We start from the raw sequence: 23,729 nt of genomic DNA, 5'->3' as shown, positions 1-23,729 counted from the left end.
TACTAATTCTATGTGCTTGGCCATACAATGATGATAATGAAGCGTTCGAATATAGGAAAGGAATGATGCCTGTGAACCCTATGAAAACGGTCAGTCAGGTTCGAATAACATCGCCATTATTTTCAGGACTCGTCTATTCATTTAGTATGATGACCATTGGAACCATTGTGACCTCCTTGTTTTTGCTTTTAACCAGCACACAAGAAAGCTCCTTACACACATTAACAACCATCATCCACGCGGTCTCCTTATTTATCGGAGGATGGGTTTCAGGCAAACGGGCCGGTAACCGCGGCTGGTATCACGGAGGCATGGTCGGCGTCTTCTATTTCATTCTCATTTTCTTAGTCGGTTTTCTGGCATTCGATGCAGGATTGAATCTTCAGTCCCTACAATTACTTGGCATTTTATTCGCATCTGGGGCGCTCGGTGGCATACTTGGTGTAAATACTCAGAAATAAGTCTTTTCCGTGAAGATTGCACTTCCCCCCCGTTGAATGTGGTATAATGTCATAGTTATTGCCGCACAAAACTTCCAATATATAGGGGGATACAACTTGAGCCCTTTTCAATCTATGACGCATGCGACAGTTTATATTGTACTAACAATTTTCGCTTTTGTAATTATTGCAACGCGAAAGAGCCCATACACCATTGCCAGCAGCTTAGTTCATGAAATATTCACTTCACGCAAGTTCCTTTTTCATTTCATCGCATTGATGATGATTCTCATGTTTAACAAGATGGAGATGGCGATTGAGAAAGGCATGCAATACAAAGCCGATTTCACGAAGTCGATCTATGGCATTGAGGGTGACTTTGTAGCAACAATCCAGAACATTTTTCATAATGATATTCTTACGGTCGTATGTAGTTATTTCTATGTCATTATTTTCCCATCGATTATGATTACTTCCATTGCTATTTACACATATCAGAAGAATCATAAACTTTTCTATGCCGTCTGTTATGCGTTGATGTTCAATTATATGATCGCCATTCCGTTTTATCTCTTTTTCCCAGTGAATGAAGTTTGGTTCTTCCACCCTAAAGTAGATCTTCTAATCTTAGATGTGTTCCCAACTTTCGAGCAAGATTATAGACCCTTATCTGGACTCGACAATTGCTTCCCAAGTTTACACACATCCATATCCGTTTCAATGGCCGTCATCGCAGTAAAAAGCCGGAATATGTTTTGGAAAATTTTCGTTCCTTGCTCAGCAGCCTTTATTATTTTCACAATCTTCTATCTAGGTATCCACTGGTTATCCGATATGTGTGCTGGTGTCGTACTCGGTGTAGTAGCTGCTCGAATGGGTCTGCGCATTGCCGAAGGTCGTCTTATCCTTGGTGAGCGTGCACTCCTCAAACGCCCGGTAAAGAATAACGAATATTAATTTCAAGTATAATTGCAAATAAAAAGCGAGAGCCTATTATAGGACCTCGCTTTTTGTTAACTTATTCCTTAGTAGCAGGCGTTTGTGCAACTGCGTTAACCGCGGAACGATCAAATGTCAATTTGGTTACATCGTTGACACGAAGTACACAAATGTCATCTGTGATTTCTAAAATCGTGCCATGAAGTCCGCCAATCGTAACAACCTTATCCCCTTTTTTCAATCCTCCGAGCATTTGACTACGTGTTTTCTGTCTTTTTTGCTGTGGACGAATAAGTAAGAAGTACAGAACTACGAACATAAGCACTAAAGGTCCGTATGTATACAAATATCCTACTGCACCAGTAGTACCTTCTTCAGCTAGAAACATAGGTATCCTCCTCTCTTAGAATCCTCTTTCATTATCATTCAGCCCGTAAGCGGCAAAGAAGGTATCGCGGAAATCAAGTAATCGATCTTCCTTAATAGCTTCTCTAACTTCACGCATAAGCTGTAGTAGAAAGTGAAGGTTATGAATCGTCGTCAAGCGAATCCCGAATGTTTCATCTGCTTTGATGAGATGTCGAATATAGGCGCGACTGTAATTCGTACATGTATAACAAGAACATTTGGCATCAAGCGGGCCGAAGTCCGTTGCATATTTCGCATTTCTAATAACTAGACGACCTGAGCTTGTCATACAAGTCCCGTTTCTAGCAATCCGCGTCGGCAATACACAATCAAACATATCAATGCCTCGGATAGCGCCTTCAATCAATGCGTCCGGCGAGCCAACCCCCATCAAATAACGGGGCTTATTCGCAGGCATAAGTGGTGTCGTGTAATCTAGCACTTCATACATCAAGTGCTTAGGCTCACCTACACTCAGTCCACCAATAGCATACCCCGGGAAATCCATGGAAGTCAACTGCTCTGCGCTCAGCTTGCGTAGATCCTCATGCATACCGCCTTGGATGATGGCAAACAAGCCTTGATCCTGAGGTCTCGCATGACTTTGCAGACAGCGCTCCGCCCACCGCGTTGTACGCTCCAGGGATTTCTTCACGTATTCGTACTCCGCTGGAAACGGCGGACATTCGTCGAAGGCCATCATGATGTCAGAACCAAGTGCGTTCTGGATTTCCATCGCCTTCTCTGGAGACAGGAATAACTTATCACCATTCAAATGCGATTTGAATGTGACGCCTTCCTCTGTAATTTTACGCATATTGCTTAGGCTAAAAACTTGAAATCCACCACTGTCCGTCAGGATTGGACGATCCCAATTCATGAACTTGTGCAGCCCGCCAGCTTCTTTCACAATCTCATGGCCAGGTCGAATGAATAGATGATACGTGTTGCTTAAAATAATTTGAGCGTCCATCGTTTTCAATTCTTCTGGACTCATTGTCTTCACAGTTGCTTGTGTGCCTACAGGCATGAACGCTGGCGTTTCGATAACGCCGTGCGGCGTGTGAACGCGCCCTAAGCGAGCGCCGGATTGTTTGCAGGTTTTAATCGATTCATACGTTACTGCTGCTGTCATGATATCCACTTCCTATTCTAAGCTTGCTTTTCTTGTTCAATCGAATGATTTAATAAATCAACATGGCATCCCCGAAGCTGAAAAATCGGTACTCTTCCTTCACAGCTTCTTCGTAGGCCCGCATAATATTCGCCTTACCAGCCAGTGCACTAATGAGCATAAGCAATGTTGACTTGGGCAGGTGAAAATTCGTTAACAACACATCTACGACACCAAATGTGTAACCAGGATAAATGAAAATGGACGTCCAGCCTTGGGAGGGCTGAATGCGTAAAGGTTCGCCTTCTTGATACCCTGGTTGCTCGCGGCTGAGTCCTGCTGCTGTCTCCAACGTTCGCGCAGATGTCGTACCGACAGCAATAACACGTTTCCCCGCTGCCTTCGTCTCATTAATTAATGCAGCTGTTTCTTCGGATAAAATGTAAAATTCAGCATGCATCTGGTGATCTTCGATCTTATCTACGGATACTGGGCGGAAAGTGCCTAGACCAACGTGCAGAGTCACGAAGGCGAGCCGGACACCTTTATCCTTCAATTTCTCCAAGTATTCTGCCGTAAAGTGCAGCCCTGCCGTTGGCGCGGCAGATGATCCTTCATGCTTCGCATAGACGGTTTGATAACGTTCCCGCTCTGATAACTGCTCCTTAATATAAGGCGGAAGCGGCATCTCACCTAATCGATCCAGGATTTCATTGAAAATCCCCGTATAACGGAATTGCAGAATACGCGCACCCATGTCGCCAACTTCAACGACTTCCGCAGTTAGTAGCGGTTCGCCACCCTCGTCACCTGCCGTGCCGAATACCGCAATTGCCCCGAGCTGCATGCGTTTCCCTGGCTTAACCAGTGCTTCCCAACGATCCTCGCCGAGCGGCTTAAGCAGCAATAGTTCTACTTTTGCACCCGTGTCTTTCTTCATACCAAAGAGCCGTGCTGGAATGACTCGTGTATCATTCATCACGAGTAAATCCCCGGCTTCTACATAGGCTATCAAATCTTCAAATGTGCGATGAGCGGTTTCGCCAGTTTCTTTATTCAGTGTAAGCAATCTAGACGCCGTGCGCTCTAGCAGCGGCGTCTGGGCAATCAAGGATTCTGGTAATTCAAAATCAAATGCTTGTACTTCCATGTTAGTTATTCATTCCTTCGTTATGTTGACCCCAGTAAAGTACGTCTGAAGTATTTTTTTGTAATCGTAGCCCTTCTCTGCAAAGCCTTTTGCACCCCATTGCGACATGCCTACGCCATGGCCAAAACCTTTTCCCCGGAAAATAATTTGATTTCCCTGTAGGGCAGTTGACCCCTTAGTTGGGATGCCTGATGACCCTGTCCCCGTTATAACAGGCTTACTCAGCCCTGTGCTGCTTAGCGTCATTAAATCCGTTTTCTTCACAGCTGTTGGCTGTGTTTGTTTCCCGGCTAACACATACACACTGTCCGATTGTGAATGGCTCGAAACCACGCCTGAGCCGCTCACGATCGCAATGCTCCCACCGCTTGAAACAGGTGAGCTAGTATCAGTATAACTGCCTGCTCCTTCTATTTCAAACAGCGTGCTCGGCAAACCACCCAGTACGCCCCGAATAGCGTCAGGATTATCCACTTTGACGACAACACCGTTCGCTTTCAACTCAATCGCTCGACCTGACGGTCCTCTCTTGGAAACTTCCAGTGAAGTCAATTCACCGTTGATGGGAATCTTAGCCGCTTCAAGCTTACTCTTGATTTCACTTAAGGTATAAGGGCCTCGTATCCATGAGTAGGCATTCGATTCTCTTTCTTGGCCAAGAATGACGACTTTCTCCTTGGTTGCCAGTTTAGCTATGCCAGGATTCGCTACGTTATCCACATATGGTGCTAACCGTACGTTGACATCTGACTCTGTTGCTTCGTAGATTGCTTTACCCGACTTGTCCTTTTGCCCACTATCTTTCACATACATGCTATGTACAAAACCGACTCGGCCGTCTGTCAGTTGAATCTGATACCAGAGAGCTTTTCCCTGTTCAGCCCCTTCATCTGGGCTAGCCACACTACGTAAATAATCAACTGAGTTGCCCCAAGCCTCCGTAGAATCTGCTGTTATTCCTCCCGCATTAGAAGCAAACACGGGTGATATCAAGCCTCGCGCATTCTTAATCACTTCATCCTTCGTCGCATCAACCGCTAGGTTACCAGCTGTAAATTCTTTGTCCAAGCCATAGTACGCCTGTTCAAGCGTTGTATCTGTAACTTGCGCAATCTCATACTTGTTTCCTTGAACGATTGCATAAGTACGTGCCGCTACAGCTTGTGCTTTCAGTGCTTCTGCTGGCCATTGCGAGTTAAGCTCTGCGCCAATTACCCCATATAAATACTGATCCATCGGAAGTTCATTGACCAACGCCAGTCGATCGTGATATGTGCTTACTTCCATATCACCACGGAATTTGCGGTCCATGCGTTCTTTCACCGCGATACCCTGTTTCTTAGCATGTATCACGGTTTTCTGCTCTCCGACAGCTGTCACATAATGGGCTACAGCAACAGTAGGACTGACCGAGCTTGTTACATCTGATCTGCGAATCAAGTAGGCCGATTTCGTATTGGCTGGTTGGATAGGCGTATTAGGTGCAGCTTTCAAAGCAGCTTGCTTTACGAGCTCAAGCTTGGCATCCGTTGCTTCGCTCCCTAACCAGACACTGTAGGCCACATTGCCAGCCCCATTCTCCTGTAAAACCAGCTCAGCTTGGACACCAGCCCCCGTGTACACGGCGATTTGCTGCTGGGCTGCTGCCTCTGAGTCATACGTTCCCGCACTCAAATGGAGGGGACCGCTAGGCACAGGAGAGGCTGATTTCGTCAATGCCGCTACCGCTGGGTCCTTTAAGGCTTGCGCTGCTGCGATTTCGGCTTCACCCTTCGTAGGCAGATTCCCGTAATACACTTGGTACACCATTGTACCCAGCTTACTACGACTTAACACGAAACTTTCCTCTGGCATTATTGCCAGTTTGCCGTTCAAGGTCCTAGCCGTCGTGTAGTCTGGCGTTTCTAGCATCATCGTACTGTATTGATCTAGTGACATCCGAATCGTAGCATCTGAAATGGAAGCCCATGTCTTCGCCGCCGTGTTCGCTATACCACGTACACCAATTTCGAATCCACCTGGGGATGAGAGTGAAACTAGCGGTTCTATCTTTTTATATTTGGTCGCATTAATGACAAGGGCAACACGAATCTGATCCAAATGCTTAATCCCATCGGCATTCGCTTCGGATCCTCCATATAAACTGGCTGTAAACGTTAATGCTGCTGCCGTTATGATGGCAATACGCTTTGGGTTAACTAGCTGATGTCTTCCAAACATAAAGGTATCGTATCCTTTCTTACGCTATCATCTAGTAATGTAGACTCTAGCAAGAGACAGAAGTTTTGTTTTTCCGCTGAAAAAAGACAAAAAAAGCTCTTGCCCGCCCTTCCAGCAGCGGCAAAAGCTTACAATTGTCATTTCCTGAAGGCTGCTTTATAACTGATTTATCGTTGCTCTGGTACAGGTAATCCAAGGTGGTGGTACGCTTGCGGCGTCACAATTCGTCCTCTAGGTGTACGCTGCATAAAACCAATTTGAAGCAGATACGGCTCATAGACATCTTCAATGGTTTGGCTTTCCTCACCGATGGTTGCAGCGATCGTTTCAAGCCCGACAGGGCCTCCTTGGAAGCTCTGTATAATCGCACGCAGCATCTTATGGTCAATTTCATCCAATCCCAGATCGTCCACTTGCAGGAGTCTTAGCGACTCCTTAGCAAGCTCCATGGTGATGATCCCGTCGCCTCTCACCTGCGCAAAATCACGCACACGCTTCAGCAATCGGTTCGCAATACGCGGAGTCCCGCGCGAACGCATCCCGATCTCGCGTGCAGCATCACCAACGATGCCGACCTGTAAGATGTCGGCTGTCCGGCTGACGATGTAGCTAAGCTCGTCGACCGTGTAGAACTCCAACCGACTGACGACACCAAAACGGTCGCGCAGAGGCGCAGAGAGCAGCCCAACGCGTGTCGTGGCGCCGATTAAGGTAAATGGCGGCAAGTCGAGACGCACAGAGCGTGCGCTTGGCCCCTTGCCGATAATAATATCAAGGGCAAAATCCTCCATCGCTGGGTACAGTACCTCTTCCACCGTCCGGTGGAGTCGGTGAATCTCATCGATGAAGAGCACATCCCCCTCCTGCAAATTCGTCAGGATGGCTGCCAGATCCCCCGGCCGCTCAATAGCTGGCCCGGAGGTTGTACGAATATTCACGCCAAGTTCATTGGCGATAATGTTGGATAGTGTAGTTTTACCGAGTCCAGGCGGCCCATATAGAAGTACATGATCGAGGGCTTCTTTCCTCATTTTCGCTGCTTCAATATAGATCTTGAGGTTCTCCTTCGCCTGTTTCTGGCCGATATATTCAGCCAAAAAACGTGGACGCAGACTATACTCGACCACATTGTCTTCCATCATAAAATTAGCCGATATGATCCGATCATTGTCCATGGTGTCCCTCCTTCCTTTGCACGTTCAGTTCCTTACATGGTGAATAAAGCTTGTAAAGCAAGCTTTACCAGCACATCAACTGAATCCGATGGTCCCGCTTTTGGCTTCACTTGCAGCCATGCACGATCGACTTCTGCCTCCGTATAGCCAAGTGTCATCAAGGCTTCCTTCGCTTCGCTCCAAGGCAGCCCGCCTTCAGTTAATTGTGCCGATCCGACAACACTTAATGCGACAGCAGCCTCTGGACTTGAGAAACTCACAGAGCCTAGCTTATCTTTCAAGTCTAGAATAATTCGTTGGGCTGTTTTCTTGCCGATACCAGGAAGCTTTGTCAGAAACGCCAAATTCTCTTGGCTTATCGCAAGTATGACCGCTTCCGGTCTTCCACCTGCTGCTAGTATGCCGAGCGCTACTTTGGGACCAATACCGCTGACATCCAGCAATAAACGGAATAACGACTGTTCATCGCGCGTAATAAAGCCAAACAGAAGATGAGCATCTTCTCTTACATGATAATGAATGAACATGGTGACATCCTCATTCTCTTTATGCGAAAGCGCATAAGGATTCGGGCAAAAAACACGATAGCCCACGCCATTCACATCGAGAACCGCATAATCACTTTCACGCAGAGCAACTTTACCTCGTAAGAAATCTATCATCGTTTGACCTCGTTTATTCTAGATTGGAGTGCGGAGGAATGGGCATGACAAATAGCGATAGCCAGCGCATCAGCGACATCATCTGGTTTCGGTATTTGGGACAACTTCAACAAAATCTTAACCATTTCTTGCACTTGCCTCTTCTCGGCATTCCCATAACCTACTACAGCTTGTTTGACTTGAAGTGGTGTATATTCAGCAATTGGCAACCCAGCCTGCACGCCCGCAAGGATCATTACGCCTCGCGCTTGGCCTACAGTGAATGCCGTTGTTACATTTCGATTAAAAAATAGTTTCTCAATGGACATCACATCTGGTTTATATTTCTCTATCAATTGTACTGTAGCGTCATAGACATCCTTCAACCGGATACCTGGATCCGTGTGTGCTTCCGTTTGAATCGAACCATATTGTACCGGAACTAATTTACTGCCGATTTTATCAATAAAGCCAAAGCCTACGATCGCGATCCCTGGATCAATCCCTAGAATACGCAAAAAATTTCTCTCCCATCTATTAAAAAAAGCGAACATATGTAGTCATTTCCATTATAGCAGATAACAAAAAAAAGAGATAGACTCGGGAATTCCCGAAACTATCTCTGAGGCTTTTTCTATGGTATTGTTTGAACTAAGGACGTGACATTGCACCTTCCGTAACTTCTATGGCATAATCGCTGAACGTAGATAATACGCTATTATACTCCTCTATATCCGTAACTCGAATTCCTTCGTGGAGTTGTGCCACTGTATCTCTTGGTAAACTGCTTTCTAACTGCTGAATATTGAGTTGGAAAAAGGTGCGAATAATGTGATTGTTTGCAGGGGTCCCATTGAATAACGACAAATTGCTGCTGCCGTCTATCCCGAATACTGCTCTTTCTTTGCAGTCTGGTGATAAATCTTCAATGTTTTCCGTAAAAACAACCTCGCCTGTCTCTTGAATGCTTACCTGCCAACTAGGATGTTGTTTCTGCAGTGAAAGTAGTTCTTGTGACGTATGCGAACCCAATTGACTGCGTTCTTCTCCACAAACATAGGACTTGAGCAAATAGCTTTCTCTGCGATCCGAAATGGTTTGTAACAATTTCGTTGCTTCCTGAAGTCGTACATCTTCTTCTGGTGTTATACCAGCAATGGTCGTGCGAGTGGCAACTTTCGGATTGTAGGGGGCATCATTATCAAATACGGACCAGGAAACCATAACAACCAGAACGAATATCCCTAAGGTCAACCAACTTCGCTTCCAGCGTAGTCTTTTCTTCAATTGCTTCAAGAATCGATGTACAATCACGTTATCCCCTTCTTCTTGTTTTTTCGTATTGTTTCCATTTGCAAGAAGCACTATACATCATTTACCATAGAAGAGAAGGAAGAGAAGCAAACCAATCAAGACGGATGGTGAATTTACCATGAACGGAAGAAAACCAATTAAACGCACAACTCTCCTAATTATCGGCGTCGTTTTATTATGGGGAAGTGTGGCTTTGTGGAACGAAATTCATAAGATTGGAAATGGTCCCCCGAATACGAATACAACCTCGGTCTCCCATTCCAATCCAAGTCCTCGTAGCTAGCAGAGAGACTTTGACTTCGTCAAAGATCCCAAAGCAGAGAGACTTTGACTTCGTCAAAGATCCCTATAAATTGTCACGAAACTTACATGATTTCGGTAACAATTGGTTATAATTGTACTCTCGCACTCATTTGAATTTGACTGTAGCCACAGAAATGATATAGTCAAAGATAGATAAAAACTCTCATAGGCATACAGGAATGACGATATATATGATATAAGCAGATGAGACTGGTCTACACCTTTTTTCTAAACGACAACTCTAAGGAGGGAAACATCATGAATGTGGCAGAACTTCAATTAATTCAATTATCCAGACGAGGCGATCGCAACGCTTTCGTGGAGTTAGTCGAGCTCTATCGTAGCAAAATACAAAAGCTTGCGTTTAAGATGCTGCATAACCGTCCTGATTCTGAGGATATTGTGCAAGAAACCTTTATCCGCGTCTATTTGAATTTAAACCACTTTGATGAAAGCCAGAATTTCTCAACCTGGATTTATCGGATCGGAAAAAATGTTGCCATCGATTTGCTACGTAAAAAACGGCCTGTTCAATCTCTCGATGCGGAGCTAAATGATTTTGATGATGATTACAGCTACTACAGTAAGCTTGCCAGTCAAGATCAATCGCCGGAACATGCCGTGCTTCAAACCGAAATTCAAGAGCATATGCACGCATCCATTAACAAATTAGCAGACAAATATAAAGGTATTATTACGCTGTACTATTTAGAGGAGCTTTCTCTTCAAGAAATTAGTGAGCGTCTGAACCTGCCGATTACGACTGTGAAAACTCGTTTGCACCGGGGGCGTGAGCTTCTTCGCAAAAAGTGGGGAATGAATTTTGTTATAGGTTTAATGACCTTCTTTACACTAGGCATGATCGCTTGATTCCTTTACAACATATAAAAGCCTCAAACCACGATATAGATCGTGATTTGAGGCTTATTTTTTTGAAACTTAGAAATTAATCCATGGACCGTTCGATTTGCTAGGTTCCCGCTTCTCTAAGCCTCTTTCTTGTTGCTGTAAGAATGCACTCAACGCTGATGCTCCTGATAATTTCACTTTTCGTGTTGAGCGACTTCCATTCGTTTTCGGTTTAACTGATTTTTGCTTATCACGAATGTCAATGTCAATTTCCGCTACTGTATCCGTAACCTGCTTCAGTTCATGAGTATGAACTTGCGGCAACAAAGTTGATTCTTCATAAGGAGCATGATGACCTGCTCCCGCATAAGGAATCCCATAGGGATCATGTTGGAACGCATAATGCTGCGCCATCGGGTGATCATACGGCATCGGTGGCGGATAAAAGGCAGGCATTGCTTGCATCGTTTGCATTTCCTGTGGCGCATTGTCCCAAGGGTTCCCCATAGGCACATTCGCATAATGAGCTGGATAGTTCATCCAAGGTTGCTCATTCACAGAAGGCCCCCCGCACCCACAACCTTCATGCATCACAGTAACTGGCGCTACCATTGTAGGAAGCTGCTCACAAGGCTCTTCCTGATAAGGTGGATACGCCGGAAGCGTCATGGCCTCATGCTGCTGCTCAGGGTATGCAAAGACTTCTGTGGCTGTAATATGAAATTGTTGGAACGGATGTTCCGCTTGCCCATAGGGTTGATGGAGTCCATAATCTTCCATGACTGGAGCTGGAATAACCGGCGCCGGCTGCGTTACTTGTGGCATAGCTGGAACCGTTTCCCCCGTAGATAACGGAGGTGCTTCAACGACAGGTGGTTGCGGGCTCGCGATAATTGGCTGTTGATAATCATCAGTTGGTGGTACGGGCTGAGTTATAGGCATGGGAGCAAACGGCTCTGTGCTGAGTTTTGATGTATTGTGGTGCGTGTGATGCGCCCCATGCTGATTGCTGTGCGTATGTCCATGCTGCATTTTGGGGACAAAAACAATATCACCCGTCATAAGTACATTTGGATTCTTTAGGTGTGCATTCGCTTTAATCATCGCTTGCAATGGCACATCCCAGGCTTTTCCTAGCTTCCATAAACTATCACCTTGCTGTACAACATGCTTATAAACAAAGTCAGATGCAGGTGGATCTACCGGTTTAGGTGTAGATGGGATCTTCACTTTCATCCCAATGTCAATCTGATTCGGATTAGCTATTTGCGGATTAAGTGCAATAATCTGGTCTAGGGTGGTGTTGTATTTTTTTGCGAGCTCGTACAGGGTATCGCCTTTTTTGACAATATGGATTTTCAAAACCCTACCTCCTTAAAGTTTTCGTCAGAAAACTGGTTTCGTAAGCATCTCCTTCGCGTTTCTCTTTCAATCGCCATGTACTCGGCCGCGTCAGCATTCGCTTATTCACACTCATGATATTACAGTTTATGCACGTTCCTAGGCTTTTGCCCCTGTCGCACAAAAAAAATCCCTCGCGTCATAAACGCAAGGGATTTCTCTTAAGAACTAATATAAGGATAGCTTGGATAACAGCCCAAAATTCGAACCTGGCATCCAATAGCTTCGATCTCTTGAATAGCAGAAGGCAAAAGAACAGAGTCCATCGTTCCCGCAATATCAATATAGAAATAATAAATGCCAAGCTTCTTCTTCGTTGGCTTCGATTCAATCTTCGAAAGATTGATCCTTCGCCATGCAAAAGCCGAAAGCACTTGGTGCAAGGCACCAGGATAATCATCTGGCAGGGTAACCAGAATCGTCGTCTTCATATCTTCCGACGGCATCAACTCCGACGCTTCTTTACCAACAAGCAAGAAGCGAGTCATGTTATCCTTGTGATCTTGAATCTCGCGTCGCAGCATCGGCACATCATAGTTCGTCGAGGCAATGGCTGTCCCAATCGCAGCGACCGTCGGGTCCTTAAGCGTAGAGACGATACGTACTCCCTCAGCCGTAGAGCTCACTTGCTCAAACTCGGCCTCACGCAAATATTGCTTCATAAATTGATTGCATTGTGCAGGCACAACTTGATGGGAGAGTACCTTCCGAATGTGACGAAATGGATTCAATCCGTCAACCTCTGCATCGGGATTCGGGTAACCAATGAGATTCATATCGATTGGAAATACCCATTCTGCTCGAATCGGGAGATCGACTTCATGAACGAGCCAATCCACATGGAGATGTACAGAGCCTTCTAGCGTATTCTCAATTGGAATCACGCTTAAATCGGTTTCACCCGATGCCGTTGCATTGAAAACCTCTGAGATTAACTTATAGGAGACATACGTAAAATTCTCACCTAGAAAGTGACGTGTAGCTTCTTCCGAGAACGTACTGGGTCCAAGAATCGCAACTCGCTTCATGCCAGCACCTCATTTTCCACTAATGAAAGAAGACTCTCATCTCCGCTTTGAAGAACGCTCGTAGTCACACCATCTTGGCTCGGTTTCAACCATAGTAATTGGGCTTCTATGCCTTCCTTCGCCAACGTGCCTTGAAGAAATGCCTCTAGCTCCGTCTTCTTCTCACTGCGTGCATCTACTAGCGCTAACATCGTTGGTCCCGCACCACTTAAAGCAACACCAAGCGCGCCATGGTCTTCACATTCATTCAAGAGTGTCTTCATACCTGGGATAAGTGCCGCGCGATAGGGTTGATGCAATCTATCCTTCATTGCAAGACGTATCATCTCTAGGTTCCCCGTGCTTAAGGCAGCAACAAGTAACGAGGAGTGACTAAGATTGAACACCGCATCCTTCATACTTACATGCTGCGGCATAACCCCTCTCGCCTTTTCGGTCGATAGCTGGAAAGCTGGAATCGCCACCAACACCTCCAAATTATGATGGGGCTCAATCCGTATGGACTCTGCTCTCACTTCGTCCCAGAATGCAACGACAATGCCGCCATATAGACTAGCACCTACATTATCAGGGTGCTTCTCTAGCCGCGAAGCAATTTGAAACAGCTCATAGGTTGAGAATCGATTCCCAATAAGCGCGTTCGCACCAGCAAGTGCCCCTACAATTGCCGAAGCACTGCTTCCTAAACCACGTGTAAGTGGAATTTCACTATACATGGAAATCTCAAGTTCTGGATGCGAGACGCCAGCTTTATCAAACACCATTTGAGCTACTTTATAGATTAAATTCGATTTATCCGTAGGAATTCCACTCATCTGATCGCCGATCAATTGAATTCTTGTCTGATCAGAGATCGCCATATCAATCCAAGCATATAAGTTCAAGGCCATCCCCAAGGAGTCAAAGCCGGGACCTAAATTCGCTGTGCTTGCCGGTACTTTCACCCTTACCTTTTGTTCTGTCTTGTAGCTCATTTCGAAATTGCGCCTCTCTTCACTCAAAATAAACGGCTACGCCGTCCTTCGGGGACGGGAGCGTTTTATGGAGAAATATAGCCCGAATAATTATGTGAAACATATGAATTCCTATATTTAAAATAAACGTCTAACGCACTCCTCCTAGGACGAGTGCGTTACCGATTTCTAGCCTTCTACGCGATATACACTCTTAATCGCATGAATAACGTCCATGGATTCGAATTGATTCAATACATTTTTCATGCTAGCTTGATTAGCATCATGTGTAATAATGATGATCTCAGCTTTCGGGTTCGATTTATTCGGATGTTGGAAGACGGATTCCAAGCTAACTTCATGCTCTGCGAAAATTTGTGTAATTTGAGCAAGAACGCCGGCTTTGTCTTCAACATGGAGTAAGATGAAGTTTTTGGAAGCAATTTGTTCGTCCGTCTTAAGCTTCTTCTCTTTGTAAGGAGCTTGTACCGTACGCCCATTAATACCTAATTTCAAGTTGCGTACAACAGCCACTAAGTCAGCTACAACGGATGTTGCCGTAGGAAGTTCGCCTGCACCTGCACCGTAGAACATCGTTTCACCAACCGCTTCACCAGTCACATAAACGGCATTGAATACACCATTTACGGAAGCTAGTGGATGCGAGTTTTTGACCATCGTCGGTTGAACGCTGACGGAGATATGGCCATCATGATTCTCAGCAATACCCAGCAATTTTACTTCATACCCTAATTTTTTACCGTACTGGATATCTTCCTTCGTTACCTTGGAAATACCTTTCGCTTCCACATCGCTCAATGCGACATTGGCATGAAAACCAAGTGTCGATAAGATTGTCATTTTGCGAGCCGCATCTAAGCCCTCAACATCTGAAGTTGGGTCTGCTTCTGCATAACCTAATTCCTGTGCTTCTTTCAAAACATCAGCATATGCTGCGCCTTCTTGACTCATTTTGGTTAAAATGTAGTTCGTCGTGCCGTTCACAATCCCCATAATCTTCGTAATGCGATCGGAGGAGAATCCTTCAACAAGCGCACGAATGATTGGAATCCCGCCTGCAACACTCGCCTCATAAAAAACATCACAGTTATTTTCAGCGGCTTTAGCCAAAATTTCAGCCCCATGCATCGCCATAAGATCCTTATTCGCTGTAATGATGTGTTTGCCGTTCCCAAGTGCTGTTAGAATGTGGGCTTTCGTTGCTTCAACGCCACCCATTACTTCAACAACGATATCGATGTCACTATCGCCAATGACGTCCCAGACGTTCTCTGTAAGCTTATCTGCATCAACAGAAATGTTGCGATGTTTGGATTTATCTTGTACAAGAATCTTTGCAATTTCGATAGCTGAACCTGTTTGACGTTGCAAATCTTCTTGATGACCTTCAACAATACGTACGACACCTGTTCCTACAGTTCCTAATCCTAGTAAACCAACCTTGATGGGTTTCATTTCATTACCTCCTGAATTGTATGCTAATCTTAACTGCCTTGACCGATGACCATGGCACGCTTGACTCCGTCTTGTGCTCCTAGGCGGTCCACAATTTCCCGGATTTCCTCGCCCATGGATGAAATTTCTAAAGATATAACGACATTCGCCATACCTTGTAATGGAATCGTTTGGTGAATGGTCAATACATTGCCATCCAAATTGGCGATGAGTGCAAGTACGCGGGACAATATCCCGGACCTATGCTCCAAATCCATTGAAATTGTAATAATACGTTCGCGCTCTAGCTTGCTAAGTGGATGAATACCATCTTTATACTTATAGAAGGCGCTTCTGCTCAGCCCAACTTGTTCTACAGCGTCGTGAATCGTCTTCACTTCACCCCGTGCAAGCAACTCCTTAGCCTGCGCTGTCTTCAGAACACCTTCTGGAAGAATGTCCTCACGGACTAAGTAGTACCTCTCAGGTCCGATGTGCTTCATGGTTGGAAGAAACTCTTTGCTCTCCGGCACCTAACTACCGTCCTCTCCAAAAAGACTAATGTTTCCCTATAGAGGACATTATATCGAAACATGCCTCGTGAAGCAATAGGCAAAATGCATCCAAGCATTAGCCTTTGCAGCCCCTTCCCTTTCTATGATACGCTGAAACAGAACTAACGAAGGGAGGCGATCGCTCCATGATTACATTACGAATGATGTCTACTGCACTTTTATGGAACAAACATGACGAGCTCCTCATGATGAAACGCGCGTTAAATCGCACTCTTTCTCCCGGTTTATGGGCGGCAATAGGCGGTCATCTCGAACCGCATGAAATTAGTCAACCAAGAACGGCTTGCTTTCGTGAAGTTTGGGAAGAAACCGGCATTGAGCAAGACGAGATTCAAGATTTGCATCTCCAATACGTCTTACTTCGACTTAATGGCCAAGAAATACGCCAACAGTTTTTCTATGTCGGCAAAACAGATGTGAATCCACGAATCGTTACATCGGAAGGTGATCTGCATTGGATTCACAAAGCAGCTGTCCTAGATCGCCCGATGCCCTATATTTTCCGCTGCTTACTCGAACATTATTTCAGCGTAGGCCGGACCTCCCATCCGTGGATCGGCTCAGCAGGGATTCAATCAGGGACAGATACGCCTACAATTCATTGGAACCCCTTATTGGACCCAATGCAAGTTTAAACCAGTCTTTGACTTGGAAAAAGAGCAGACAACGATTTCTCGTTATCTGCTCTTTTTGTAGCACTCTTAAAGCGCGCTGCCTCCAAATAGAAAGCGATATTCCCAATGGCGATTCGCGATGGAATCAATTCGCACGCCGCCACTTTCTTTGGAATACGTCGAAAGTATTTGACCATTACCTAAATAAATAGCAACATGAGTAATCGTTTGGGTAGACTTATTAATTCCTGCATAGTTAGATTGTGCTGTTCCTTTATAAGACATAAAGAACATGAGATCGCCAACTTTGAGATTATGCCAGTCCGTTACATGATGTCCGAGCGACTTCACATACGCTCCTTGACCTCTCGAGTCAGATGGTAACTTCAATCCAATTCCGTCCAAGAAAGCCTGACGTACAAAATCAGAACAATCAAACGTTGAGGTGTTATCACGGCTGGACCCATATTCATATGGCGTTCCTAAGTATTTCTTGCCCGCTGCTATCACCTTTTGAATCTTTTCACTCGTTGTCCCACCACCTGTGTTCGTGTCAGGTGATGTGCTTCCACCTGATGTTGATATGTAGGTAGGACTTGTGCTTATGTATCCTTCACGACCATCAGATGCTCTGACTTTATACCAGTAAGCATTTACTTTCTGCAGGATTTGAACGGTTTCTCCTGCCTTCAGATAACGGATTCGCGTTGCATTCTCATTCGCGGCAGTGCGAAAGCTCACGCTGGCGACGATACGTCCTGTGCCGGTTGCTGGCGACGTAGATTGACTGTTTGTTTTTATGTACTTCGAACTCGTTGAGACATAACCAATTTGGCCGTTCGTCACTTGAACTCTATACCAATAGTCATTCACTTTCTCAATAATGGAGACCGGTTCACCTGCTTTTAAATAGCGAATACGTGGTGAATTCTCGTCTGGACTTTGGCGGAAGCTCACACTGCTAACAACTTCACCAGTAGTTGCAGCAGAAGCTGCTTTAGGGAATGGGACTGTGACAGCACCAAATAGTAATGATGGGATAAGGGCAAAAGCAAGTAGTTGTTTCTTCATGAAGTAGGCCTCCTAGCGTTTTGTACTTACAAATCCTATTAACACTAGTAAATGGTAACATATCCATTGATTAAGTTTTAGCTGTAACATCTACCAATTTCCCTACCCCCATAAAATAAACGGCTACTCCGTCATACTTACGCTGGTGTGTTTATCTAAAAATATAGAATAATTATTGTGTGAAACTATATATTCTATATTTCAAAAAACCTCCCATTTGCTGTCTACTCTCAGCTTTTTTGGGAGGCTTTCAACCAATTTTTGTAGAAGAATCATCGCTGTCAGCAAGATCTTGGAGTTTCAAATACTGACTCTGATCAATCCAGCGCTGCATGATTTTATGGGCTTCTTTCCGCTGTAGTAAAGCCTCGGCAAGCTGAAATCCCTCTTCGTAGCTATCTACTTTATCAAACCATTTCAGTCGTAGCCCTGTATTGAAAATAACATGATCACGCTCTCGTTTAACTTCGGTCCCATCCTCACCGGAAATAATTCGTTTCAGCATCGCAATCTGATCTTCTTTTGAGAGACTTGGTAAAGGCGTACTCGTGAAGCCAAATTTCTGTGGCTCAACACAACGGGACTCATCTCCCCATGGTGTCACGATCCGGATCGTGCTGTTCTCATAGAGAGGTAAATCCTCAGAGCCATCAATACCGCTGATAATATAAGCTTGTTGAAACCCCGAACGCATCGTAATCGGAATCAGGGATTCCATGGCTTTGCGCTGTTGCACACCGATAATTAAGTTCGTCGAAAGCACAGGATTTAATACTTTCTCTATCGTATCGATGACTGTTCGAATACCTAATTGTTCTCTGACCTGCTTCAACCGTCCAATTGGCGGACACAGCTGCTCTGTAGGTAGAAATCCAATATGCAAATGAAATAACATGGATTGCCAAGCCTTCACAGAAAGATGTAAAGAAACCCCTAAGCTTTCTACAATCTCTTTCAGTGCTGTCCCTTGGCGGGAAGGAAGCGCATCACCACCTTGCATCACCTGAGTGAACCCCACTGACGCAAGCAGCAGGCTGACCGGCAATGTAACAGGGAATCGCTTTCTCCCTTCCGTAGGCCCGATTGAATGAAGCGAGTTAGGCTGAGTATGATAATTCAGAGAATAGCCGCGATAGACATCGATAAAAGCCATCAACTCGTCATCCACTTCCCCTTTCATACATAACGCCATTAAAAATGCTGCGCATTGCGCATCTGTTGAATCTCCTTGCGCCATCTCGCCTGCAGCTTCTACAGCTTCATCGTAAGTTAAATTCCGCATTCGCGTCTGATCCGACCCCATCGCTTGAATCCATCTCTTCATCATGTTCCTCCTTTCTCAAGTTTAATTAACAATGTTATATTTACTTACATATATTATGTCTTATATCTAAAATGGTAATGCTTTTAATACATCATGTCAAGTATCATGACATTAACTGAGCCTGAAATGAAAAAAACACCTATCCCATCAGGATAAGTGCTCTTGTATTATAAATTATTCTCGTCGAACTCGAAATCAAAGTCACCAATTTGAATCGTCTGTCCATGGACTGCGCCACGTCTACGCAACTCATCATCAATCCCCATGTTACGCAAAATACGAGCAAAACGCGCGATACCATCTTGGGTCGTAAAATTCGTCCGCTTAATCAATTTCTCAATAGACGGACTCTCAATAACGAAGACATCATTATCACGACGAATCGTGAAGTCATTCTCTTCGCGTTTCTCGAAGCGATATACTTTACGCTCTTGCGTCTCAGCCACTCCCTCAACTTCAGGAGCATTCGGGATGCTTTCCACGATGTCAGAAATTTTATACAGCAGATCTTGCACGCCACCGCGTGTTAATGCAGAAATCGGATAAACCGCATAATCCTTACCATCAGCAGCTAACTGCTCTTTGAACAAGGTCAGGTTATCTTCTGACTCTGGCATGTCCATTTTGTTGGCTACTACGATTTGAGGACGTTGCTCTAACTTCGCATTATAGAGCTTAATTTCTTCATTGATTTTGACGAAATCCTCATAAGGATCACGTCCGTCCGCAGCCGACATGTCCACGACATGTACAATAACCCGCGTCCGCTCTACGTGGCGTAGAAACTCATGCCCCAGACCCACACCTTCATGAGCACCTTCGATCAAACCTGGCAAATCTGCCATCACGAAGCTTCTGCTATCCCCAACATCAACTACACCTAAATTTGGGGTTAACGTTGTGAAGTGATACGCTGCAATCTTAGGTTTCGCGGCAGAAACGACAGACAATAGGGTTGACTTACCCACACTCGGGAAACCGACAAGTCCTACGTCAGCCATCACTTTCATTTCTAAGGTAACCCAACGTTCTACGCCTTCTTCACCATTCTCGGCAATCTCAGGAGCTGTTAGGCGCGCCGTTGCAAAGCGTGCATTTCCTCTTCCGCCTCGACCACCTTTGGCAACGACAACCTCTTGCCCATGGCGTGTCAAATCAGCAATCACTTCTTGCGTATCATCATCAATGATTGTCGTCCCCGGAGGGATACGAACGATCATATGTTCCGAATTAGCTCCGTGCATCGTTTTGTTGCGGCCTTTCTCGCCGCGTTCTGCTTTAAAGTGCTTCTGATAACGGAAATCCATCAGCGTCCGCAAACCTTCATCTACGCGAAAAACAACATCTCCACCATTACCTCCGTCACCACCGGCAGGGCCGCCATCGGGTACGTACTTCTCACGACGAAAAGCAACTAAACCGTCACCACCGTCGCCGCCTTTTACAAAAATCTTCGCCTTATCAACAAACATTTCTACACCTCAACTTTATATATGAAACGGCAATCGTAGCGTGACACTTGCTTCTTCTTCATGCCAATCATCATTCTCAAGCAAATACTGTGAACCTTTCGATGAAAAATGCGTTAAAATCGATTGCTCAAGTTGTTCCCGTTTATAGGGACCTTGATATACAAAATCAAGCAGTAAGCCATCTTCTTGAACATCAAACTCCAAGCTGAGTGTGCCACTTTCCCCATCTTCGAATGCCGTATGTTCCTGGATGCATGCCACCATTTGCCGAACTAACCGCTCAATCAGTCCGTGCCCAATCGGAAGTTGTCCAAGATTAATTTCTTGCTCGACTTCCACATTCAACTCCAACGCCTTGGACTGAACACGGAATTGAAGCAAGTAAGCAATAAAAGATGGGATTCCCAGCTTGGAGAGATTGCTTTCCTGCTGCATAGTCATTTTTATTTTTTCCATATATGGCCGCAAATTATCAAATTTCTTCATTTGAATGTAACCAAATAAAATTTGGGTATCATTCATCCAATCATGCCGCAAACGATTTACAACGGCAATCAGCTTTAGATGATCCTCTTGCTCTTGCTGTTTCAGCGTAGAACGCCATTTTTCTTCCATTCTACTTACTTCTAGTCTCCAAGCCGTATACCCGCTTACGAGAATAATTAGTAGAAATGCCACTCGAATAATCCACGGTTCTGTAACCAACAAGCCAGTCAATCCTATGAGCACAAGTGCTAATATATAGACCTGCGCGCTGCCCAATTGCTTCATTATCCGCTCGCCCCGTTCTCCTGCTTTGTAACCGTTCTTCCAGTATATCATGCTGCCTGGAAAACTTCACCAAACAAACGAGAAAACCCCTAACCTCGACCATCCGAAATGAGTGATCACGGTTAGAGGTTTTTCCTTACATATTGAGAAAAAATCCCTGGATGAACTCTCGCTCACCAGGGATTCTAATTACGCTTCTAGAGCTGCAGCTACCGGAGCTACATCAACTGGGTATACGCTCACTTTTTTGCGATCGCGGCCCAAACGCTCGAATTTCACTACGCCTTGTACCAAAGCGAAAAGTGTATCATCCGAACCGATGCCTACGTTCGTTCCTGGGTGAATTTTCGTACCGCGTTGGCGGTAAAGAATGCTTCCAGCAGTAACAGTTTGACCGTCAGCACGTTTAGCGCCAAGGCGCTTCGAGTGTGAGTCACGACCGTTCTTTGTGGAACCTACCCCTTTTTTGGAAGCGAATAATTGGAGATCCAATTTCAAAAACATGGTGTTATCCTCCTTTGTGATAGATTGTTTCAATCGTTATATAGTCACCGTAAGTTTGTTCAATCGTTTGTAACATAACGACCATCGATTCTATAATTAACTGCACTTGACTCCACGTTTCAGGTATGTCACGCGCACTTTCTGGAATGGTTACATCCACAAGTCCTCGTTCCATTTCGTGAATGGGAATCACACCGGTTAGAGATACGATCGAATTAATAGTACCAACGGAAACCGCCGATACAGCAGCGCAGACCAAGTCTTTGCCAGGTACGTCATATTCGGCATGGCCTTCAACGACAAAAGAAAGGATTTGAGGTGATTCCGGTTCAAGACGTTCTATGGTCACGTAGATCATAGGCTTGTCTCTTACGCTTGAATTTTCTCAACTACTACTCTTGTGTACGGTTGACGATGACCTTGCTTTTTGTGATAGTTCTTTTTCGGTTTGTACTTATAAACGATGACTTTTGCGCCTTTGCCGTGTTTCTCCACTTTCGCGGAAACTGAAGCACCTGCAACCAATGGAGCACCTACTACTAGGCCATCCTCTTTGGAAACCAAGAACACACGATCAAAAGAAACAACCTCACCCTCAGCAGCGTTCAATTTTTCGATGTAAAGAACATCGCCCTCTTGAACTTTGTACTGTTTACCACCTGTTTCAATAATTGCGTACATTTTCACTTACCTCCTCATGTCTCAGACTCGCCTTGTGCAGGTGACGGAAAGGAATCAAATCCATTCGCGTACTTCGACCTGTTTCGTGCGGTTACAGCATGCCTAAACAACACACTCCGAGTATTATATCACAGTTATATTTTCATATGCAAACCTTTTATTTGCGTTTTCGAGTCATTTCCAACAATCCTAACTTGGTCCAACCTACAATTGTCGTCTTAGAACGATCCTTGCGTACAGCCTCCGCCATATTCGCCATGACCTTCGCACGATTGTCTTCTGCATGCATATCAATAAAATCAACAATAATAATGCCTCTAAGATTACGAAGTCGCAAAAGCCTCGGGATCTCTACAGCTGCTTCACGATTAATATCTGTAACGGTTTGCTCTAAATCAATAGAACCCGTATATCGTCCTGTGTTGACATCGATTACCGTCAGTGCCTCGGTTTGATCGATGATTAAATACCCGCCGCTAGGGAGCCAAATTTTGCGCCGAAAGCTTTGGTTCAGCTCTTCTGTCACGCCGAAATGATCGAACATAGGTGTTCTACGATCGTAGAAAGCGACGCGGCCACGCCAGCCCGGTTGCTGCTTGCGTAATAAGGTTCTCATCTCTTCAAAAACTTTGTTATTACTCATCCACACTTCTTGAACTTCATCCGATATCACATCTCGCGCTAGTTTGGGTAGTAAATCTAGGTCTTGATAAAGCTGTGCGGGAACATGCGTTTCTTCTCTTTTCGCTAGAATGGTACTCCACACATCGCGTAAATTCTGCAGATCGTCTCGAATGGCTTCTTCGCTTTGACCTATTGCACCTGTTCGTATAATAACGCCTTCACCAGGCATAAGATTACCCTCTGCAAGCTGCTTCAGTCGCTGTCGCTCTGCTTCAAGATCAATTTTACGTGATATGGCAATATAGTCCGCATCTGGCATATAAACAATCCAACGGCCCGGAATGGAAACGTGCGTAGTCACTCTTGCTCCTTTGGTCCCCTGTGGATCCTTGCTCACTTGGACCATTAGCATTTGCCCAACTTCAGCAATATCCGTAATGGAGGGCTTAATCTTAGGCTGCTTGTCCACATGAACGGGCAGGAGATCGTCTATATAAAGAAAGGCATTCTTCGCAAGTCCAATATCGACGAATGCCGCTTGCATACCAGGAAGTACATTAACGATGCGGCCCATGTAGATGCTGCCTGCCCGTTGAGATTCAAGCGGATACTGCGTATCATACTCCACAAGACGTCCATCCTCTAGCAATGCCGCTTGCGTAAGCTCTGGTGCGCAGTGAATTATCAGTTGCTTCATACATGT

At 45.1% G+C, this 23,729-nt stretch carries 25 protein-coding genes; 4 read left to right on the top strand and 21 right to left on the bottom strand.

The features are described 5' to 3' along the window. Positions 1-80: 80 nt before the first annotated feature. Positions 81-461: a TIGR04086 family membrane protein gene (locus HQN88_RS18940; protein WP_235549783.1), complete on the top strand. Its 381-nt coding sequence runs from the start codon at positions 81-83 to the stop codon at positions 459-461. Between the two features lie 96 nt (positions 462-557). Beyond that, positions 558-1,397: a phosphatase PAP2 family protein gene (locus HQN88_RS18935; RefSeq protein ID WP_173115407.1), complete on the top strand. Its 840-nt coding sequence runs from the start codon at positions 558-560 to the stop codon at positions 1,395-1,397. Positions 1,398-1,458: 61 nt separating this feature from the next. On the opposite strand, the gene yajC is transcribed toward HQN88_RS18935, so the two are convergent. The 8 genes from yajC to HQN88_RS18895 all read right to left on the bottom strand — a co-directional run bounded on the left by yajC (position 1,459) and on the right by HQN88_RS18895 (position 9,401). Then, positions 1,459-1,767, bottom strand: a complete 309-nt coding sequence (gene yajC, locus HQN88_RS18930) for a preprotein translocase subunit YajC (protein ID WP_173115404.1) — start codon at positions 1,765-1,767, stop codon at positions 1,459-1,461. A 15-nt stretch (positions 1,768-1,782) separates the two neighbouring features. After that, positions 1,783-2,922 (bottom strand): tRNA guanosine(34) transglycosylase Tgt, encoded by a 1,140-nt coding sequence (tgt, locus tag HQN88_RS18925; protein ID WP_173115401.1) that lies wholly within the window; start codon positions 2,920-2,922, stop codon positions 1,783-1,785. A 49-nt stretch (positions 2,923-2,971) separates the two neighbouring features. Then, positions 2,972-4,051, bottom strand: coding sequence for a tRNA preQ1(34) S-adenosylmethionine ribosyltransferase-isomerase QueA (gene queA, locus HQN88_RS18920; RefSeq protein WP_173115398.1), 1,080 nt, complete (start codon positions 4,049-4,051; stop codon positions 2,972-2,974). A gap of 9 nt (positions 4,052-4,060) precedes the next feature. Then, positions 4,061-6,271 carry a SpoIID/LytB domain-containing protein gene (locus tag HQN88_RS18915; RefSeq protein ID WP_173115395.1) on the bottom strand — a complete coding sequence of 737 codons (2,211 nt, stop codon included), beginning with the start codon at positions 6,269-6,271 and terminating at the stop codon, positions 4,061-4,063. Positions 6,272-6,438: 167 nt separating this feature from the next. Beyond that, positions 6,439-7,446 carry a Holliday junction branch migration DNA helicase RuvB gene (gene ruvB, locus HQN88_RS18910; protein WP_057311645.1) on the bottom strand — a complete coding sequence of 336 codons (1,008 nt, stop codon included), beginning with the start codon at positions 7,444-7,446 and terminating at the stop codon, positions 6,439-6,441. A gap of 32 nt (positions 7,447-7,478) precedes the next feature. Continuing rightward, the gene (gene ruvA / locus HQN88_RS18905) at positions 7,479-8,108 is read right to left on the bottom strand and encodes a Holliday junction branch migration protein RuvA (RefSeq protein ID WP_056610398.1); all 630 of its coding nucleotides are present in this window, start codon (positions 8,106-8,108) and stop codon (positions 7,479-7,481) included. Beyond that, a complete protein-coding gene (gene ruvC, locus HQN88_RS18900; protein WP_057311643.1) occupies positions 8,105-8,605 on the bottom strand; it encodes a crossover junction endodeoxyribonuclease RuvC in 501 nt (166 codons plus the stop codon). Before ruvC ends, ruvA begins: the two co-directional genes overlap by 4 nt. Before the next feature lie 133 nt (positions 8,606-8,738). Further along, on the bottom strand, positions 8,739-9,401 hold the full coding sequence (locus tag HQN88_RS18895) for a BofC C-terminal domain-containing protein (RefSeq protein ID WP_274319645.1): 663 nt from the start codon (positions 9,399-9,401) through the stop codon (positions 8,739-8,741). Between the two features lie 561 nt (positions 9,402-9,962). Here HQN88_RS18895 and sigW point away from each other — a divergent pair. Further along, positions 9,963-10,574: an RNA polymerase sigma factor SigW gene (gene sigW / locus HQN88_RS18890; RefSeq protein WP_056610392.1), complete on the top strand. Its 612-nt coding sequence runs from the start codon at positions 9,963-9,965 to the stop codon at positions 10,572-10,574. A gap of 69 nt (positions 10,575-10,643) precedes the next feature. On the opposite strand, the gene HQN88_RS18885 is transcribed toward sigW, so the two are convergent. The 5 genes from HQN88_RS18885 to HQN88_RS18865 form a co-directional block, all read right to left on the bottom strand. Next, positions 10,644-11,915 carry a LysM peptidoglycan-binding domain-containing protein gene (locus HQN88_RS18885; RefSeq protein ID WP_173115392.1) on the bottom strand — a complete coding sequence of 424 codons (1,272 nt, stop codon included), beginning with the start codon at positions 11,913-11,915 and terminating at the stop codon, positions 10,644-10,646. 200 nt (positions 11,916-12,115) lie between these two features. Beyond that, positions 12,116-12,982: a prephenate dehydratase gene (pheA, locus tag HQN88_RS18880; RefSeq protein WP_173115390.1), complete on the bottom strand. Its 867-nt coding sequence runs from the start codon at positions 12,980-12,982 to the stop codon at positions 12,116-12,118. Next, positions 12,979-13,956 carry a homoserine kinase gene (thrB, locus tag HQN88_RS18875; RefSeq protein ID WP_173115387.1) on the bottom strand — a complete coding sequence of 326 codons (978 nt, stop codon included), beginning with the start codon at positions 13,954-13,956 and terminating at the stop codon, positions 12,979-12,981. Before thrB ends, pheA begins: the two co-directional genes overlap by 4 nt. Before the next feature lie 168 nt (positions 13,957-14,124). Further along, on the bottom strand, positions 14,125-15,411 hold the full coding sequence (locus tag HQN88_RS18870) for a homoserine dehydrogenase (RefSeq protein ID WP_056610385.1): 1,287 nt from the start codon (positions 15,409-15,411) through the stop codon (positions 14,125-14,127). Positions 15,412-15,440: 29 nt separating this feature from the next. Beyond that, positions 15,441-15,893 (bottom strand): ACT domain-containing protein, encoded by a 453-nt coding sequence (locus HQN88_RS18865; protein WP_056610603.1) that lies wholly within the window; start codon positions 15,891-15,893, stop codon positions 15,441-15,443. A 197-nt stretch (positions 15,894-16,090) separates the two neighbouring features. On the opposite strand from HQN88_RS18865, the gene HQN88_RS18860 reads away from it, so the two are divergent. Next, positions 16,091-16,600, top strand: coding sequence for an NUDIX domain-containing protein (locus tag HQN88_RS18860; protein WP_173115384.1), 510 nt, complete (start codon positions 16,091-16,093; stop codon positions 16,598-16,600). A gap of 66 nt (positions 16,601-16,666) precedes the next feature. Here HQN88_RS18860 and HQN88_RS18855 read toward each other — a convergent pair whose 3' ends face one another. The 8 genes from HQN88_RS18855 to HQN88_RS18820 form a co-directional block, all read right to left on the bottom strand. Continuing rightward, entirely contained in the window at positions 16,667-17,650 is a 984-nt protein-coding gene (locus HQN88_RS18855; protein ID WP_173115381.1) for a C40 family peptidase, read from the bottom strand. 250 nt (positions 17,651-17,900) lie between these two features. Next, the gene (locus HQN88_RS18850) at positions 17,901-18,977 is read right to left on the bottom strand and encodes an anthranilate phosphoribosyltransferase (protein ID WP_246320324.1); all 1,077 of its coding nucleotides are present in this window, start codon (positions 18,975-18,977) and stop codon (positions 17,901-17,903) included. A gap of 164 nt (positions 18,978-19,141) precedes the next feature. Further along, positions 19,142-20,446 (bottom strand): GTPase ObgE, encoded by a 1,305-nt coding sequence (gene obgE, locus HQN88_RS18845; protein ID WP_173115378.1) that lies wholly within the window; start codon positions 20,444-20,446, stop codon positions 19,142-19,144. Positions 20,447-20,461: 15 nt separating this feature from the next. After that, complete coding sequence (locus tag HQN88_RS18840; RefSeq protein WP_173115375.1) at positions 20,462-21,268, bottom strand: Spo0B domain-containing protein; 807 nt, start codon at positions 21,266-21,268, stop codon at positions 20,462-20,464. A gap of 138 nt (positions 21,269-21,406) precedes the next feature. Next, positions 21,407-21,721: a 50S ribosomal protein L27 gene (gene rpmA / locus HQN88_RS18835; protein WP_036742986.1), complete on the bottom strand. Its 315-nt coding sequence runs from the start codon at positions 21,719-21,721 to the stop codon at positions 21,407-21,409. A gap of 4 nt (positions 21,722-21,725) precedes the next feature. After that, positions 21,726-22,079, bottom strand: a complete 354-nt coding sequence (locus HQN88_RS18830; RefSeq protein WP_173115372.1) for a ribosomal-processing cysteine protease Prp — start codon at positions 22,077-22,079, stop codon at positions 21,726-21,728. Between the two features lie 11 nt (positions 22,080-22,090). Beyond that, entirely contained in the window at positions 22,091-22,402 is a 312-nt protein-coding gene (rplU, locus tag HQN88_RS18825; protein ID WP_028555793.1) for a 50S ribosomal protein L21, read from the bottom strand. 157 nt (positions 22,403-22,559) lie between these two features. Beyond that, positions 22,560-23,723, bottom strand: a complete 1,164-nt coding sequence (locus HQN88_RS18820; RefSeq protein WP_173115369.1) for an Rne/Rng family ribonuclease — start codon at positions 23,721-23,723, stop codon at positions 22,560-22,562. Between the last annotated feature and the right edge of the window lie 6 nt (positions 23,724-23,729).

The organism is Paenibacillus qinlingensis (assembly GCF_013204845.1).
GTDB lineage: Bacteria > Bacillota > Bacilli > Paenibacillales > NBRC-103111 > Paenibacillus_E > Paenibacillus_E qinlingensis.
Note: the sequence above shows the minus strand (reverse complement) of the source record. Positions and strands in the feature narration are given on the sequence as shown.